The sequence below is a fragment of the Vreelandella neptunia genome (assembly GCF_000712975.1).
Classification (GTDB): Bacteria; Pseudomonadota; Gammaproteobacteria; order Pseudomonadales; family Halomonadaceae; genus Vreelandella; species Vreelandella qaidamensis.
Map to the genome: position 1 here is coordinate 1 of NZ_JHQL01000003.1, position 15,274 is coordinate 15,274.

Below are 15,274 nucleotides of genomic sequence, written 5' to 3' on the forward strand. Positions count from 1 at the left end.
TGGCGACGAGTTCGAAAACCTCAACGTGGATGACACCGCCACCGTGACGGTGAAGGACACCGTCGACATCGTGACCGTGGGTCTAACGGCCACGGGCTCTGTCGCCGAAGGCGGCCAGATCACCTACACCGCGACCCTGACCGACGCCAACGGCGATCCGGTCACGACGAATAACGCCATCACCGTGACCCTGACCAATGGGGAAGTCATCACCATTGCGGCCAACAACAGTGAGGGCGAGATCACCGTTGCTGCGCCGGCCGATGACGCCTACGTCACGGACGCGATCACCAACAGCATCGACACCGTCAGCGAAGCGAATGCCGGCGAAGCCGATGCGTTCGAAAACCTGAAGGTGGCCGGCGACACCAACGTCACCACGACGGTCACCGACAACGACACCGAGACCACCCTGACGCTTAACGACGTCACGGTTAATGAAGGCACCGGCACCGCCACACTCAGCGGCACGCTGAGCAGCGCCCCGACCGACGAGCCGCTCGTGATTGCGCTGGATAACGGCGCCACGCTGACCTTTGGTGTCGGCATGACCACGGCGACCTCGACGGAGTTCGCTGTTCAGGGCGACGATGTTTATATCGACGGTGAAAGCATTACCGTCAACGCCAGTGTGCAAAGCGGTGGCGACGAGTTCGAAAACCTCAACGTGGATGACACCGCCACCGTGACGGTGAAGGACACCATTGACACCACCACCGTCAGTATTAATGCCACTGTGACTAAAACCTCTGTGATCAATGTTGGGAACGTTGATAACACTGATAGCTTCACCGTGACTGCTTATAAAGCGGATGGTGAATTAGGAACGCTGACAAAAGTTATCAACACAAACCATGACGGGTTTGGCGTGGCTGGCAGGACTTCTGGTGGTGCCGCTGAAACCGAGCTTGGCTATGTTACTGGTGTTGGAAGTGAAGCTATCGTCGTTGACTTTAACAACGAAGTGAAAAGCTTTGATGTTCAGTTTGCTTGGAGAAACAACAACGAAAAAGCCAAGGTTGAATTCTTCGATAAGGATGGAAACTCGGTTGGCTCGGCAGTTGTATCGGGTGGTGGCACGTCAACGGATGCGTTAGTGACTTACTACGACGCTGCGGGCAACTTCACGAAAAGTGAGAGTGCACCAGGTGGGTCTGATCGGGTTGATAACTCATATACCTTCAAGCCTGGAAGTGAAGAAACGTTTAGCAGAGCTGAGTTCACTGCAGTTGGTTTTGATGATGACTATTTGGTTCACTCGATTGCCTACAAAGAAGTAATGAATGGTGAGGCGATCAGTATCAGTGGTCCGTCGGATGTTACCTTTGATATCGAGACATCTAATCGCCCAGATCCAAGTCAATATACCTTCACTGGCGATGACTTCCCGACAGCAATAGTATTAATTGATGGTCAGGAACACGTAGTCAAATTGGATGTGAACGGTAAGGGGTCGGTTAGCATTACAACTGATGGTGACACTGATCTTACTGCTGAAGTTATCGAGGTTAATGGTAACTTCGAGAACGTAGACGTTCCCACTAGCCTCACTCTGTATAAAGGTGGGCTTGAGACCGGCAATAACGGAGATAACACCGTTGAAGGTGGTCAAGGCGACGACATAATTGTAGCTGACGAAGGCGGGGCGGATGTCAATGTTCAGCCTGGAAAAAACTACAATGTCGCGCTTGTTGTCGATACGTCAGGTTCTATGCAATACGACTTGAATGGACGAGGCAGCGTTAACAGTAATCCTGATGGGATTAATGACAGTGTTTACTCTGCTTCAAGAATGAAATTGGTTAAGGACTCGCTGTTGCAGCTTGCTGAACAGCTTAAAAATCATGATGGAGACATTAATGTTTCGCTGATTGCTTTTGAGTCAAATATCGAGCTGAAAGCGAACATTCAGAATCTGACAGAGCAAAACATTGACGAGCTGTTGGCTGCAATTGGCCGTACCAAAACCGAGGGTTTACAAGGTCTTGGTGGCACTAATTACGAGGGAGCATTCATTGAGGCTTCTAACTGGTTTGCGGTGCAACCAGGCGAGAGTGATGGTTATAAAAATTTGACCTACTTCCTGACGGATGGCGATCCAACATTCAGTAATAGTGGTGACAATGGCAGAGGAAATGTCACAGACGCGAAGGACATGCGGGATGCAATCGAAGCCTTTAGTTCATTAAGTGGGGTAAGCTCGATACATGCCATTGGTATTGGCGATGGCGTTACCGTTAATAATCTTAAGTACTTCGATAACACGGAAAAGGTGAGCTTAGTTAAGGCACCTTACGGGATTCCGGAGGAGGTATTAGCCGATTTTAGTAATAATGGTGGTTGGAATAACGCCAACAGCTGGAGCACGCCTTCATCAGGCGGAAGTTTGACCCGCTCTGGACGTTTCGACGTCATGAGCATTTCTGACACGTCGGTAAATAATACTGCTTATGTCGTTTCTACCCCTCAGTTTGATATTGGTGCAGGGGAGTATGCAGGTATTTCTTTCACCTACCTCGCCAGCATTTGGAATGACGATAGCGTGGTTTGGAAACTGCAAAAGCTGAATGGTAATAACTGGACTGATGTTGAAGGCCAGGGGGGAGAGTTAGGTTTCTCATATAGTTGGAGATCAGCTGCGAGCGGCGCGCTAGAGCAAGGCGAATACCGTATTGTGTATAGCGTCAATAACGCGACTACATATGGTGATGCCACGCTTTATATTGACGACATAAAACTCACGCCTTATGTGCCGCAAGGCGAAGTAAATATTGTCAATAGTGCCGACGAGCTAAATGCTGCTCTAGTAAGTGGCTCGACCAACACAGAACTGGCCGAGTTGGGCGATGACGTTGTGAATGGTGGCGATGGCAACGACATCATCTTTGGCGACGCGATTAACACCGATGCCTTGGATTGGGAGGGTCGAGAGTTACCTGCTGGCTCAGGCATGGCTGCATTAAGAGAATATTTAAAAGTCACTAATGGTGGGGAGGCGCCCACCGAACAGCAGTTGTATGACTATATCAAGGCCAGTCACGCTGAGTTCAATGTCGAGAGCGATACGCGCGGCGGAAATGATGAGCTGTATGGTGGTAAAGGAAACGATATTCTCTACGGCCAAGGCGGTGATGATCTGCTGGTTGGTGGCGAAGGTAACGATCTGCTCTTCGGTGGCCTTGGCGCTGACACCTTCAAGTGGGAATTGAATGACCAAGGTACTTCGGATAGTCCTGCGATTGATACAGTGATGGACTTCAACTCAGGTGAAGGCGATAAACTGGATATTGGTGAGTTATTGGATTATGAAAACGGTGACTCGCTAGATGCTTATATTGTTGCAGAAGAGGATGGTGACGACACAGTGCTGTACCTTAACTCTAAAGGTGATTTAGCGGGTGACAAAGATAACGCTGATCAAGTTATTCGCTTAGAAGGTAAGAGCTTCGCGGACTTTGACGGTGGAAGCCCAGACGATGTCATCCAGCACCTGCTTAATACAGGCAAGCTAGATATCGAGTAACCTTCACCCACCCAAACAGGCCGCCTACGGGCGGCCTTGTTATATCCACTCTCGAATGTCATTTCGCTATACTTAGGCGCTTTTACTTATAGAGGAACCCGCTATGCTTTACATCAAACGCAATGCCGAAGGGGAGATCGTGATGCTCAGTAAAGAGCCATCGCCGGAGTGTAATGACACTATTAATGAAGATTCGCCGGAGGTGTTCGCTTTTTTAGCTGAGCAAACGGGGCAGTCGGCGCAGTTTATTGCCTCTGACTTGGCCTTTGTACGAGTGGTGGAAGATATGCTGGAAGTGCTGCTAGAGAAAGGCTTGCTGAGTTTTACGGACTTGCCTGCGGCGGCACAAAAAAAGGTGATGGAGCGTAAGTCGTTGCGGTCGAAGAATGATATTAATTTGCTAGGCGATGAAGACGAATTGATTTAATACGGCGCGTCGTTAGACGCGCTGTTTGCTGGCAGTTACCTGACCTTCGAAAAACGACTACTCTTTAATTCAGGCGCACGCCTGGTCCGGTGGCTCCGTCAACGCCTACTTTGAAGAGACTTTCCAATTCGGCTTGTTCAGTCACCCCTTCTGCGATCACCTGAATGCCGAGGGAGTGGCATAGCGTGGCCATACCTCGCACGATGGTTTGCTGTTCATGAGAGGTATGAATCCCTCCAATCAAGCTGCTGTCTATTTTTAGGTAGGCAAGCCCGATGTCGTGTAAATCGGCAAGTTTGGTGAATTCTGCCCCGACATGCTCAATGCCAAACTGACAGCCTAACGGTCTGAGCGCTGTACATAAGCCGCGAAGGCTGCCAATAGCATGGGTATTCAAAATAGCAGGTACTTCGAAGCATAGCTGTTTGGCAAGTTGGGGTTGTTTTTCGAGCAGTCGTCTTAACTCAATCACAAATTCAGCATTGGTGATGGAGGCAATTGAAAGATTAATACCAAGGGTTTGTGCGGGGTTGCTAGTCAGTTGCTCAAGGGCTTTTTTAACCACGGCAATATCGAGTGCAGGTTCTAAGTGAAAGCGCGAAATCCAGGGAATAAACATGCCAGCGGTTTGCCAGTTATTGGCAAGCTCTAGGCGAGCAGGGCATTCATAATGCAGTACGTTATGGTGGGCATCAATAACGGGGAAATAAGCGAGCTGCGGCCCTAACGTAATGGCAGCATTTAGCGCTGAACGCCATTCAGCGTGGTTACCAAAGAGCGAGTTATGTTGGTGCTCCCGTACAGCTACGGTGGTGTGGGCGCTTGCACTTTCGGCTTCAGCAAGGGCATCGTCTAAGGTAGCCAGTAAACCACCTCGGTCATCATGGGGCGTGTAGGCAACCACAGCGGTCGGTAAACGCATGCCGATATTGGGTGCCTTGAGCGCGATGGTATCTAGCGCTTGGCGTAGGCGCGGTATGAGTGCGCCAGTGTCAGCTTCTAGCGGTAGCATCAGGATAAAATCGCTGCCGTTTAAGCGCCCAACCAGTGCTTCTTCTGGCGTGGGGGCCAGCTGGGAGAGTTGTGTCACTAACTCACTGAGTAACTGGTCAGTGGCTTGGTGGCCTAGCTGCTCATTAAGCGTTTCAAGTGACTCCACTCGGGTCATTATCATTAGCCCCGTGGCACGGGCGTCTTCACTCCCTAGTAATGATGATAAACGGCCCATAAACACGTCGCGATTGAGCGCCCCTGTGACACGGTCATGCTGCAGATGGCGACGCAGTTCATCCAGTTTTTGGCTTTCCTGGCTGAGCATTTGGCGCACATTGGCAGATAAAACGTTCATTGCTTGGGCCACTTCACGTAGCTCTAATGTGCGGGGTTCTTTAATGGTGGTAAAGCGCCGGGCGCTGATATCTTTTGCTTGGGCGACCACCCGCACAAGAGGGTGCTTGATACCGCGTACCACCACTGTGGCGATGGCGAGGCTGATCGCTCCAGCCAGCAAGAACCAGCCAGCGAGCTCAAGCATAATGCGCCACAAAGAGGCATAGGCGAAACTGTGCTGACTTTCGAGTTCAAGCGTACCGAATTGCCGCCAGCCGTCTTGTATCGTTGCGGTGCCAATGGGTACATCGAAGTGAATAACGTTGCGGAACCATGCGGGTACATCGCCGCGGTATTCGCTGGCGGAGCGTTCAATAAGCACCTGACCTTCGGTGTCACGTAGGGTAATACGGCGGTAATAGCCGGTATCGAACTGTGCGGAAATTAACAGTTCGAGCGTCACTATGTCCTTTTCGAGCTGGCTCATGGAAAGTGCTAATGCCGTTGCATTGTCCTCATTTTTAATGCGCACTTCCTGCTCAATATAGTCGCGGCCCGAGGTAATGCTGATCGCAAGGCTGCCGACAAATGAAAGCAACAGTAGCGCAATAATGGCCAGCCAAAGCTGTTTAATCAGCGACATAGTGCTTAATCCTCTTAAATAAAACCTTGTGATTGCATCCGTTCAACGACGTTACGCCAGCGCGATAGCCGCGCTAACGGGTCCGCACGTGATTGCGTTGTGCCACCGGCCCACAGCCCTTCACTATTAAAACTGAACACGGGGTCTAGGTCGGTACGTTGAGAAGCAGGGGAAATAGACGGTGATATATTATCCAATACCAAGGGCTCGGCGCTGGGCGTTGAATAGTAGCCAAGTACCATGTGTGCTTGAGTGATTTGACTGCGGCCAATGCGCGCTCGTACATAAATCATACGCAGGCGTTCACCGGGAACGTTGAGCTGCTTCAGGGTGATGTACTTAGCAATAGAGTAATCTTCACAATCGCCCTGTGCTTTACCCATGGCCTCTAATGGCGTTGCCCAGAAGTCTTCTTGCCCCCATACGTGAATATCATCCACCCAGCGTATTCGGCGGTTAAAAAAGTCGTTGACCTCGCGAAGTTGCGTTTGCACCTCTTGACCACGCAAACGTTCCAACAGGGCAAACCACTCTTCTAAAACAGCAAGCCCGCTTTGGCCGTGCTGCTGTTGCATGCTCTGCCGTAAGCGTTGGGGGTTGAAAGCAGTGGCAGGCGAGGCATGAAAACCTAACCCTGCGCCCAGCACAACTGCGCCGACAGTGGCTAAAAACTGTCGGCGCGAAAGCGGTTTAAGCGGAGGGCGAGTGGATGCAGGCATAAACGCCATGAGTAATAGTTAATAAGCATTAAGCCTACAAGCTACGGCGTTGAAGTGCACTATTTCCTTAGTGCTATCTATTTAGCAGCGCCTCATTAGATTGGGTGGGTATGGGATGAGGATAAAGGGCTATCGTTGTGTCATTCAGCGGATGCTTGAAACACGCTGTCGAGCAGTGGTTCCAGGGCTGGCCAGACGTTGTCTAAAATAATCGGCTGGGCCTCGGCGGTGGGGTGTATGCCGTCGTCTTGCATCAGTTGTTCATTAAGTGCGATATCTTCCAACAAGAAAGGTACGAGCGGTACGTCATACTCATCAGCTAACGAATGAAAAACACTCGTAAAGGCATCGCGGTAGGCTTGGCCGTAGTTAGGTGGAATATCAATGCCGAGCAGTAATACATCGGCTCCTGCCTGTTGGCTTTGCTCAATCATGTTGGCTAGGTTGGAGCGCATTTGAGTCGGTGGGAGGCCACGTAAGCCATCGTTGCCGCCTAGTTCAAGCAGAACGATATCAGGCTGTCGTTGTCCGATAATATTAGCCAATCGTTGTGCACCGCCGGACGTAGTTTCACCGCTGATACTGGCATTGATGACTTGGGCTTCACCATCTAGCCTCTCGGCCAATAACGTGACCCAACCCAGCTCTTGCTCTATACCATAGGCGGCACTAAGACTATCGCCCATGACTAAAAGTGTTGGGCGTTGGTCAGCGTTGAGTGCAGACGCGTTAAAGATGACTATCAGTGCCAGCAACCCTCCGGTTACCATGCGGTTCAGTCTTTGCCACGCTACAGGGATGCCATGCTTCATGTCTTACTCCTCTAATCCACAAGCCAATTTGGATCCACAAACCAATTTGCCAACCGGTGATGCCACTTCGAATCAGCCCACCACCGACACCATCATCGCCAGCAATGTTCCTCACAAGCAAGCTCACCAGCCAGTCCTGCATGCTGAAAAACTGTCTAAACGGGTGAGAAGCGGGGAGCGTTCGTTAACTATCTTACACGACCTTTCGTTGAGCGTGGCAGCGGGAGAAAGTGTTGCCATTCTTGGTAAAAGCGGTGCTGGTAAGTCGACCTTGCTAGGGTTGTTGGCGGGGTTAGACACGCCCAGTGATGGGGAACTGACACTGTTTGGCCAGCCGCTAAGCCAAATGGATGAAGATGGGCGGGCGGCGTTGCGTGCCGGAAGAGTCGGTTTTGTATTTCAAAACTTTCAGCTGTTACCGACGTTAAGCGCACTGGAAAATGTGCTATTACCATTAGAGTTGTCTCCCCGAGCAGGAGAGACTCAGGCAGCGGCGCAGTGGCTTGAGCGAGTTGGGCTTGGCGAGCGCGTAGGGCATCTGCCTAAGCAGCTTTCAGGGGGTGAGCAGCAGCGCGTTGCCATTGCACGGGCGTTTGTTACCGACCCTGAACTAGTCTTTGCCGACGAGCCAACCGGTAACCTTGACCCCGAAACAGGGGCACAAATTATTGACCTGCTTTTCACACTGAACCGTGAAGCGGGCACCACCCTTATTTTAGTAACTCATGACCACGCACTTGCGCGCCGTTGCGACCGATGTTTGCGCCTGGCGAACGGGCAGTTAATGGCGTTTGAGCCAACGGCTGTTGCCAGCGGGGGTGGCGATGAGTGAACTAAACTGGCGGCTTGCGGCGCGTAGTTTGAAGCGTGACCTACGTGCAGCCGATGTTCGCGCGCTGTTTGTCGCGCTGGTATTGGCGGTAGCTGCTTCTACCATGATCGCCTTTTTTCTAGATCGCTTAGAGCGTGGATTAGAGCGCCAAGCCGGTCAAATGCTGGGGGGGGATTTAGTTTTAGAGCAGCGCGAACCGTTCTCGGAAGAACTACGCACGACGCTAGAGCAAGCGGGTTTTACGCTGAGTGACCAGGTGGATCTGGTGTCGATGATTAGTCGTGGCGAGCGTTTCCAGCCAGCTAGTTTGAAAGCGGTGGATGATGTCTATCCTCATTATGGCGTTTCCCATGTGGATCGCGGGGACGGGGTTGAGCAGGTTGCATCAGGCCCTCCATCAGGGGAAGCCTGGGCAGACCCGCGGTTAGCAGAACTGATTGATATTGCGATAGGCGACCGTGTTCAAGTAGGTCAAACGGAACTGCTGATTAGTGGGATTATCGAGCGTGAGGCTGATCAGTCTGCCGGTTTTGGTAATTTCAACCCACGCTTAATGCTCAATACTGCTGACCTGGAAGCAACAGGGTTGGTGCAGTTGGGTTCACGCCTTGAGTTTGAGCTGCTTGCTGCGGGGCCGCCTGCGGCATTGGAGCAAGTGCAGGGCTTGCTGGCCGAACTAAGGCGTGATGGGGTGGACGTACGTGATGTGCGTGTTGACCGTCCTCAGTTAGGCAACGCGCTTCAACGCGCTGAGAGTTATCTGGGGCTTGCCGGCTTGGCAGCCGTCTTGTTAGCGGGCGTGGCGGTGGCAATGTCGACCCGCCGTTATGTTGAGCGCCATCTAGACACCGCTGCATTGCTGCGTTGCTTTGGCGCTAGCCAATATCAATTAGTGACTATTTTTACCCTGCAATTAATGGGTCTCGCACTAATGGCTGCGATTATTGGCGCGCTGTTGGGGCTTATTGGTCAGGCTGTGCTGCTTTGGCTGTTAACAAGTTTTCTGCCGATGACACTGCCGCCTCCTGGCATTATGCCGCTGTGGCTGGGCATTTTTACTGCACTTGCGGTACTGGTTGGTTTTGCTGGGCCCACCCTGTTACGCATTAAGCGTGTTAGTGCGTTAAAAGTGTTACGCCGTGAGCTTGATCCCCTACCACCGTCTGCTTGGTTAGTGGTGGGTGTGGCGAGCTTAGTATTTGGTGGTCTGTTATGGCTTTACTCGGGTAGCTTTTCGCTTGCTCTGGCGCTACTCATCGGTGGTGCAGCCCTATTAGGACTATTGTGGATGGCTAGCACGCTGTTGCTAAACGGCCTGTTGAAAGCTGTTCAGCGGCTTTCCGGTGGGAGCGAGTGGGGTCAAGCGTTTCGCTTGGGCGGCAGGCAACTGGCTCGCCGAAAGCAGGCTGGGCTTGGGCAGCTGTTGGCGTTTTCGGTCACCTTCTTTGCCATGGCGATGATCGTGCTGGTACGGGGTGATTTACTGACCACGTGGCAAGATCAGTTGCCGGAAAATACCCCTAATTACTTTGCTATTAATATTCAGCCCAGTGAGCGAGATGCCTTCGAAGATGCGGTTGCTCCACGGGTGGAAACCCAAAGTACGCTATATCCGATGGTGCGTGGTCGCATCAGCGCGATCAACGGTCAACCACCGATAGAAGCCGTTCCACCCGATGCCAGAGGCGATAACTCGCTGCGTCGTGAACTGAATCTTACCTGGCAATCAGCGTTGCCCGAAGGTAATCAGGTCGTCGCCGGAGAGTGGTTTGTACAACCGAGTGAGCCACAGGGATGGATGAGCGAGGTGGACGCCACGCCTCAGGAAACCTCTAACGTTGTGCCCATCTCAGTGGAAGATGGATTAGCAGAGCGCCTTGGCCTTGGGTTGGGCGACGAGCTAACGTTCTCTGTAGGCGGTGATACCATTACTACCCGCATTGAGAGCCTGCGTAGCCTTAACTGGGATAGCTTCAACCCGAACTTCTTCGTCATTTTCCCCCCTGGCGTGCTCGAAGCGTTCGGTCATAGCTTTATCACGGCGTTTCATTTGCCAGAACAAGAGCAAGGCTTAATCCGGCAGTTGGTCAGTGATTTCCCAGGTGTATCATTGCTTAATGTGGATGCCATTTTAGGCCAAGTGCGTGAGGTGCTTACCCAGGTTACTCGGGCAGTAGAGCTGGTGCTTATCCTAGTGCTGATGGCAGGGGTTAGCGTGCTTTATGCTGCACTGACGGCTAGCCGCCCCGTACGCGCCCATGAGAGTGGCTTGCTGCGTGTATTTGGTGCAGGTAACCGAATGATTTCACGGGTACAAGGTGCTGAATATGCGCTGCTTGGTTTTGCCAGTGGTTTAATGGGGGCCTTCCTTGCAGAATTTGCCACTGCCGCACTTTATCTTTATTGGCTTGATTTAACACCGCGCCTGCATATGGGCCTGTGGCTTGTTCTACCTTTTGGAGGTGCGTTGCTAATTGGCATTATCGGACATGCCCTCTCTTACAGCCTGCGGCGTCAAGCGCCTGCGGCTAGCTTAGGGTTGCTTGGTGAAGCTTAACAGCACGTTTCCAAATGCTATGCTTAGCGCTTCTCACAAGGAGGTCATGAGATGCCTGTGTCTCTAGGTTGTCGCCAGTTTACGGCTGGTTTTTCATTACTGCTTCTTTCCGGTGGGGTGGGCGCTTCACCCCAGCAGTTTGAAGCAGATCTTCGCGAGCGGCTGGGTGGTGAGGCGAGCGCCTTCGAGGTTGCCGAGGTCTATGAGCAGTCTGAGGCTACGATCGCGGAAGACATAGCGATTACTTATGCCAATGGTGACGTGTTTACTATCAAACGTTACCGCGTTGAAGGGGACTACCATCGTCCCGATAACGTAGTCATTGATGGTATGGCCGTTAGCGAGGCAGGCAACTCTCAGCCTTTTTTCAGTGTTGCTTTCATTGAATTGCCAGACGCTTCGCAAGCAGTGCCCTCGTTTGATGAAATGAGTGCGTCTGACGTGGTATGGAAGGCGCTGAATGCACGTGACATCACGCTAAATTTACAAGGTGAGGCAGCAGATGAGTTTTTTAGTGAGCTAGATTCACCTCCCTTCGAGGGACAGTTGCATATTGAAACGCTCACGCTTGAAGAAGTCAGCAGTAGCGCCATTGGCTTGTTTGATTTGCAGGGAGTTATTGCTGATTTTAACGACTTGGAAAGTGGGGTTAATTCGGTTTTTTCGCTCGCTAATTTGCGAATTGAGCAGCTAACCGGGATCGATACGCCTGGGGAAGAGAGTGTCGAGCACGCCGTATTAAATGGCGTGAACCTGTCCGGAGATAATTGGAGCATAGTGTTGGATAGTGCCTGGGTAGAAGGCAATGCCTATGTGGGCGATGCAGGCTTCGAAGGTGCATTTTTTGACATTGGGGGGCTGCTGCCTCTACTGCCACCTGAGCAACGACAAGAGTTCGAAACCTTCAACAAGGTACTCACCGGTGGTAGTGGTCAGTTCGGAGCTGAAGGGCGCAGCCATTCCCGTTGGGAAGAAGAGGGGGAGAGTGATCGGCTGATTGCTGATGGCTATTTGCGCTTGAGTGGTGCTGCAGGCGTTGAATACAGTCTTGATTTGCCGATCATGTTGCCAAAAAATGTTTCCATTGAGCAGGCAATGCAAACTCCCTCACTGTTTGAATCAGCAACGTTGCAGGGTGGTGAGGTGAACGTGGCGTATACCGATGAAGGGTTATTACCACGATTAACCACTGAAATTGCGGCAAACGAGAACATTACCGAAGCACAAGCCGTTTCTCAGGCGTTGGGCCAAGCTCGTCAGCTTGAGCCATTATTAGGCCCCCAAATAACTAAATTAATGACAGGGTTAGTCGATATTATGGCGGGTCATTCCCAAGCCTTAACGGTTAATGTGGCCTTGCCCAACCCGTTTATTATTAACCAATTCATAATGAATCCTATGGGGAATACCGAACAGTTTACGTTCACCTTTGAGCTGAAGTAGCGTGGTTGACCAGTTAGTCAGTTTTTACTGATTGCTTCAACATGAAATACGCTCATGCACGACCTGACGCGGATGCGATGAAAGTCGCGTCAGGCTGCGTTATGATAACGCCCTAGATTCTCCATGATGATCCTTTCGTAACGAGGTTCCCGCCGATGTTCAGCCGCGATATGACAATTGCCGGATTCGATGATGTGCTTTTTGACGCGATGCAAAAAGAAGTTGCACGCCAGGAAGCTCACATTGAATTGATTGCTTCTGAAAACTACGCCAGCCCCCGCGTATTGGAAGCGCAAGGCAGCCAGCTGACCAATAAATACGCCGAAGGCTATCCAGGTAAGCGCTACTATGGCGGCTGTGAATTTGTCGATATCGCTGAAAATCTTGCGATCGACTACGCCAAGCAGCTGTTCGGCGCGACCTACGTGAATGTTCAGCCTCACTCTGGTTCTCAGGCCAATAGCGCGGTTTTCCAAGCGCTGGTAAAACCGGGTGACACTATCTTGGGTATGAGCCTGGATGCGGGCGGTCACTTAACCCATGGTGCCAAGCCTAACTTCTCTGGCAAGCACTACAATGCTATTCAGTATGGGCTGAACGAGCAGGGCTTCATTGATTATGAACAGGTGGCCGAGCTTGCTCGCGAGCACAAGCCCAAAATGATCATTGCTGGTTTCTCGGCCTATTCACAAATTGTTGATTGGGCTAAGTTCCGTGAGATCGCTGACGAAGTAGGTGCCTACCTGCTGGTGGATATGGCACACGTCTCTGGTTTGGTCGCTGCAGGCGTTTACCCCAGCCCGCTGCCCCATGCCCATGTGGTGACCTCTACTACCCATAAAACCCTGCGTGGTCCACGCAGCGGCGTCATTCTTTCTGCGGAAAACGATGCAGATATCGAGAAGAAGCTGCAGTCAGCGGTCTTCCCGGGTGGCCAAGGTGGCCCGTTGATGCATGTTATCGCTGCTAAAGCGATTTGCTTCAAAGAAGCTATGGCACCTGAGTTCAAAACCTACCAGCAGCAGGTGGTGAAAAACGCCCAGGCGATGGCCAAGGTGTTTATCGATCGTGGCTACGATATCGTGTCTGGCGGCACTGAAGACCACTTGTTCCTATTGTCTCTGATCAAGCAAGGCGTGACCGGTAAAGATGCTGACGCCGCTCTTGGCCGTGCGCACATCACCGTGAACAAAAACGCAGTGCCTAACGATCCGCAAAGCCCGTTCGTAACCTCTGGCTTGCGCATTGGTACGCCGGCGGTGACCACTCGTGGCTTTGGTGAAGAGGAGTGCACCCAACTGGCTGGCTGGATTTGCGATATCCTAGATGTGCTGGCTAAGGGCGATGACACCAGCGCTATCGAAGCCCAAGTGCTTGATAAAGTGGCACAGGTGTGTGGTCGCTTCCCGGTTTACAAGTAATCGAAATGCGTTTTGCCATGCCGTATAAACCTTTCTAGATCGTCTAGTCGCGGTATGGCAACGCAGAAAGCGATAAAAAAAGCGCTAACCTTCACGGTTAGCGCTTTTTTGTTGGTATGAAAGACGATCTTAAGATCAAGGCTCTTTTTGGCGAATAATGCTGACTTTTTTCTGCTCCTTCGTCCATTTGCCTGCTTTTTTATCAACGTACTGAAAGTACTCGTTAGTGAAATTGCCCTGGTTGCAGGCATGGCGATATGACACCGTGGGTACCGCGTTTTGATCGAGCAACTGAATAAATACGCCAGGACCAGTGAGTTCAAACACGTTGGTGAGCGTGTTCTCTTCAATGTTATGTTGCACTCGATCAATCAGCCTGCGTAGGTTGGGGTTGCCTGGTTTGCTGGCGATAAAGTAGTTGCTCAGCTCACCCTTACGGGTCGTGACATAGAGTTCGTCAATATCGGCAGGAACAACGCGGGCAAGTGGCCAAATGGCATGTGCGTCAATATCTAGGTAAACGCCACCGTACTTGTAGAGCACCATGAGGCGCCAAAAATCCGCCTGTGCTGCGCCAATTTGCAACTTTGAATAGCTGGTGAATAGGGCGTCGTCGAAATTCTCTTTAATGAAGTCACTCCGGGCCTCGGTAATCATGAAGCGATATTCGAAACGGGGCGCCATGAGCCGATTAAACAAATAGTTCAGATAAACCGGCAGCGTCACCTTATTAGTAAAGTTAGTCTGCCAAATAATACGTGGGATAGACGAATGGTCTTTAGGTGCTAGCCAAGGCGCGGCATGGGCTGGCAGGGTGAAGCGTTTGTTCGGCAGCACGGCATGAAAAATATAGCTAAGCAGCTTAGTAATGTTTGCGCATAGCTTTATCAAGCGACTAGTGGCCACAATAAGTGGTTTGCTTGTGCGGGTGGGCATGTTCATCCTTTTCATTCGTGTCGCGGCAAGAGGTGAGTCGACTACCAGCCGCCTTGGCCTTCCAATAGGCTTCGGGTGTTATTATCCAGCGGCAGTTTAAAGTCAGCGCTGCCAAGCACCATCGCATCACCAGCGCGGACTACTCGTGCGCTCACATAGAGATAGTCCTGGCCTTGTGCGTAAGTACCCATCAGTATGGAGCGTGCATTGTGCTGGGCGCTAAGACGTTGGACTTGGCGGGATAAAATTAATTCGCCAACAGTCTCTTCGATAAACATGCTGTCACGCATTTTGACTTCGCGTACTTGCATACCTTGCCTTGCGAGGGCGGACGCCATAATTTCTGAGCTAATACGGCCAAACGTAGACGACTGGCTTAAGTTATCAATACTCACGAAGGTAGCTGCAATCATGGGGCTATGGCGTGTAAGGTCTGGATTGCTGGCGACCATTTGAGCGGCGGCTTCATGGGCTAGCTCGGAAAGGTCTGGCTGGGGCTCGGCATTTCTCACGCTATTGTTATTGCCAAGCGCAGCACAGCCTGCCAAGAACAGCATAAGCAGCGCAGCAATAAACAGGCGAAAACTTGCGGTTAAACCGCGCAGTTTAAGTGGGGCAAAAAGTGAAAGCAT

Annotated in this window: 11 protein-coding genes; 6 read left to right on the forward strand and 5 right to left on the reverse strand. The window is 51.5% G+C overall.

Going from position 1 to position 15,274, the window contains the following annotated elements; translation table 11 throughout:
• The coding region (locus CR46_RS0108190; protein ID WP_332245072.1) for an immunoglobulin-like domain-containing protein at positions 1-3,523 on the forward strand (3,523 nt) is incomplete at its 5' end.
• Positions 3,524-3,626: 103 nt separating this feature from the next.
• Positions 3,627-3,950: a hypothetical protein gene (locus CR46_RS0108195; protein WP_030071757.1), complete on the forward strand. Its 324-nt coding sequence runs from the start codon at positions 3,627-3,629 to the stop codon at positions 3,948-3,950.
• Positions 3,951-4,014: 64 nt separating this feature from the next.
• On the opposite strand, the gene CR46_RS0108200 is transcribed toward CR46_RS0108195, so the two are convergent.
• The 3 genes from CR46_RS0108200 to CR46_RS0108210 form a co-directional block, all read right to left on the reverse strand.
• Positions 4,015-5,922 carry an EAL domain-containing protein gene (locus CR46_RS0108200; protein WP_030071759.1) on the reverse strand — a complete coding sequence of 636 codons (1,908 nt, stop codon included), beginning with the start codon at positions 5,920-5,922 and terminating at the stop codon, positions 4,015-4,017.
• Between the two features lie 14 nt (positions 5,923-5,936).
• Positions 5,937-6,650: a transglutaminase-like cysteine peptidase gene (locus CR46_RS0108205; protein WP_030071761.1), complete on the reverse strand. Its 714-nt coding sequence runs from the start codon at positions 6,648-6,650 to the stop codon at positions 5,937-5,939.
• A gap of 131 nt (positions 6,651-6,781) precedes the next feature.
• Positions 6,782-7,453: an arylesterase gene (locus CR46_RS0108210; protein ID WP_030071763.1), complete on the reverse strand. Its 672-nt coding sequence runs from the start codon at positions 7,451-7,453 to the stop codon at positions 6,782-6,784.
• Between CR46_RS0108210 and CR46_RS0108215 the strand changes: the two genes are divergently transcribed.
• The 4 genes from CR46_RS0108215 (at position 7,452) to glyA (ending at position 13,706) form a co-directional block, all read left to right on the forward strand.
• On the forward strand, positions 7,452-8,285 hold the full coding sequence (locus tag CR46_RS0108215; RefSeq protein ID WP_030071765.1) for an ABC transporter ATP-binding protein: 834 nt from the start codon (positions 7,452-7,454) through the stop codon (positions 8,283-8,285). The genes CR46_RS0108210 and CR46_RS0108215 overlap by 2 nt on opposite strands.
• Complete coding sequence (locus CR46_RS0108220) at positions 8,278-10,842, forward strand: ABC transporter permease (protein ID WP_030071767.1); 2,565 nt, start codon at positions 8,278-8,280, stop codon at positions 10,840-10,842. The genes CR46_RS0108215 and CR46_RS0108220 overlap by 8 nt, the downstream gene beginning before the upstream one ends.
• Positions 10,843-10,893: 51 nt before the next feature.
• A complete protein-coding gene (locus tag CR46_RS0108225) occupies positions 10,894-12,285 on the forward strand; it encodes a hypothetical protein (protein WP_030071769.1) in 1,392 nt (463 codons plus the stop codon).
• Between the two features lie 155 nt (positions 12,286-12,440).
• A complete protein-coding gene (gene glyA, locus CR46_RS0108230) occupies positions 12,441-13,706 on the forward strand; it encodes a serine hydroxymethyltransferase (RefSeq protein WP_030071771.1) in 1,266 nt (421 codons plus the stop codon).
• Between the two features lie 135 nt (positions 13,707-13,841).
• Here glyA and CR46_RS0108235 read toward each other — a convergent pair whose 3' ends face one another.
• Positions 13,842-14,642 (reverse strand): glycosyltransferase family 32 protein, encoded by an 801-nt coding sequence (locus tag CR46_RS0108235; protein WP_030071773.1) that lies wholly within the window; start codon positions 14,640-14,642, stop codon positions 13,842-13,844.
• A 41-nt stretch (positions 14,643-14,683) separates the two neighbouring features.
• Complete coding sequence (locus CR46_RS0108240) at positions 14,684-15,274, reverse strand: FlgO family outer membrane protein (protein ID WP_030071775.1); 591 nt, start codon at positions 15,272-15,274, stop codon at positions 14,684-14,686.

What these genes read in the sequence shown, in the direction of transcription:
- CR46_RS0108195 (WP_030071757.1), top strand. Translation starts at nt 3,627, where the DNA reads ATGCTTTACATCAAACGCAATGCCGAAGGGGAGATCGTGATGCTCAGT.
- CR46_RS0108200 (WP_030071759.1), bottom strand. Translation starts at nt 5,922, where the DNA reads ATGTCGCTGATTAAACAGCTTTGGCTGGCCATTATTGCGCTACTGTTG.
- CR46_RS0108205 (WP_030071761.1), bottom strand. Translation starts at nt 6,650, where the DNA reads ATGGCGTTTATGCCTGCATCCACTCGCCCTCCGCTTAAACCGCTTTCG.
- CR46_RS0108215 (WP_030071765.1), top strand. Translation starts at nt 7,452, where the DNA reads ATGTCTTACTCCTCTAATCCACAAGCCAATTTGGATCCACAAACCAAT.
- CR46_RS0108210 (WP_030071763.1), bottom strand. Translation starts at nt 7,453, where the DNA reads ATGAAGCATGGCATCCCTGTAGCGTGGCAAAGACTGAACCGCATGGTA.
- CR46_RS0108220 (WP_030071767.1), top strand. Translation starts at nt 8,278, where the DNA reads ATGAGTGAACTAAACTGGCGGCTTGCGGCGCGTAGTTTGAAGCGTGAC.
- CR46_RS0108225 (WP_030071769.1), top strand. Translation starts at nt 10,894, where the DNA reads ATGCCTGTGTCTCTAGGTTGTCGCCAGTTTACGGCTGGTTTTTCATTA.
- glyA (WP_030071771.1), top strand. Translation starts at nt 12,441, where the DNA reads ATGTTCAGCCGCGATATGACAATTGCCGGATTCGATGATGTGCTTTTT.
- CR46_RS0108235 (WP_030071773.1), bottom strand. Translation starts at nt 14,642, where the DNA reads ATGCCCACCCGCACAAGCAAACCACTTATTGTGGCCACTAGTCGCTTG.
- CR46_RS0108240 (WP_030071775.1), bottom strand. Translation starts at nt 15,274, where the DNA reads ATGCTTTCACTTTTTGCCCCACTTAAACTGCGCGGTTTAACCGCAAGT.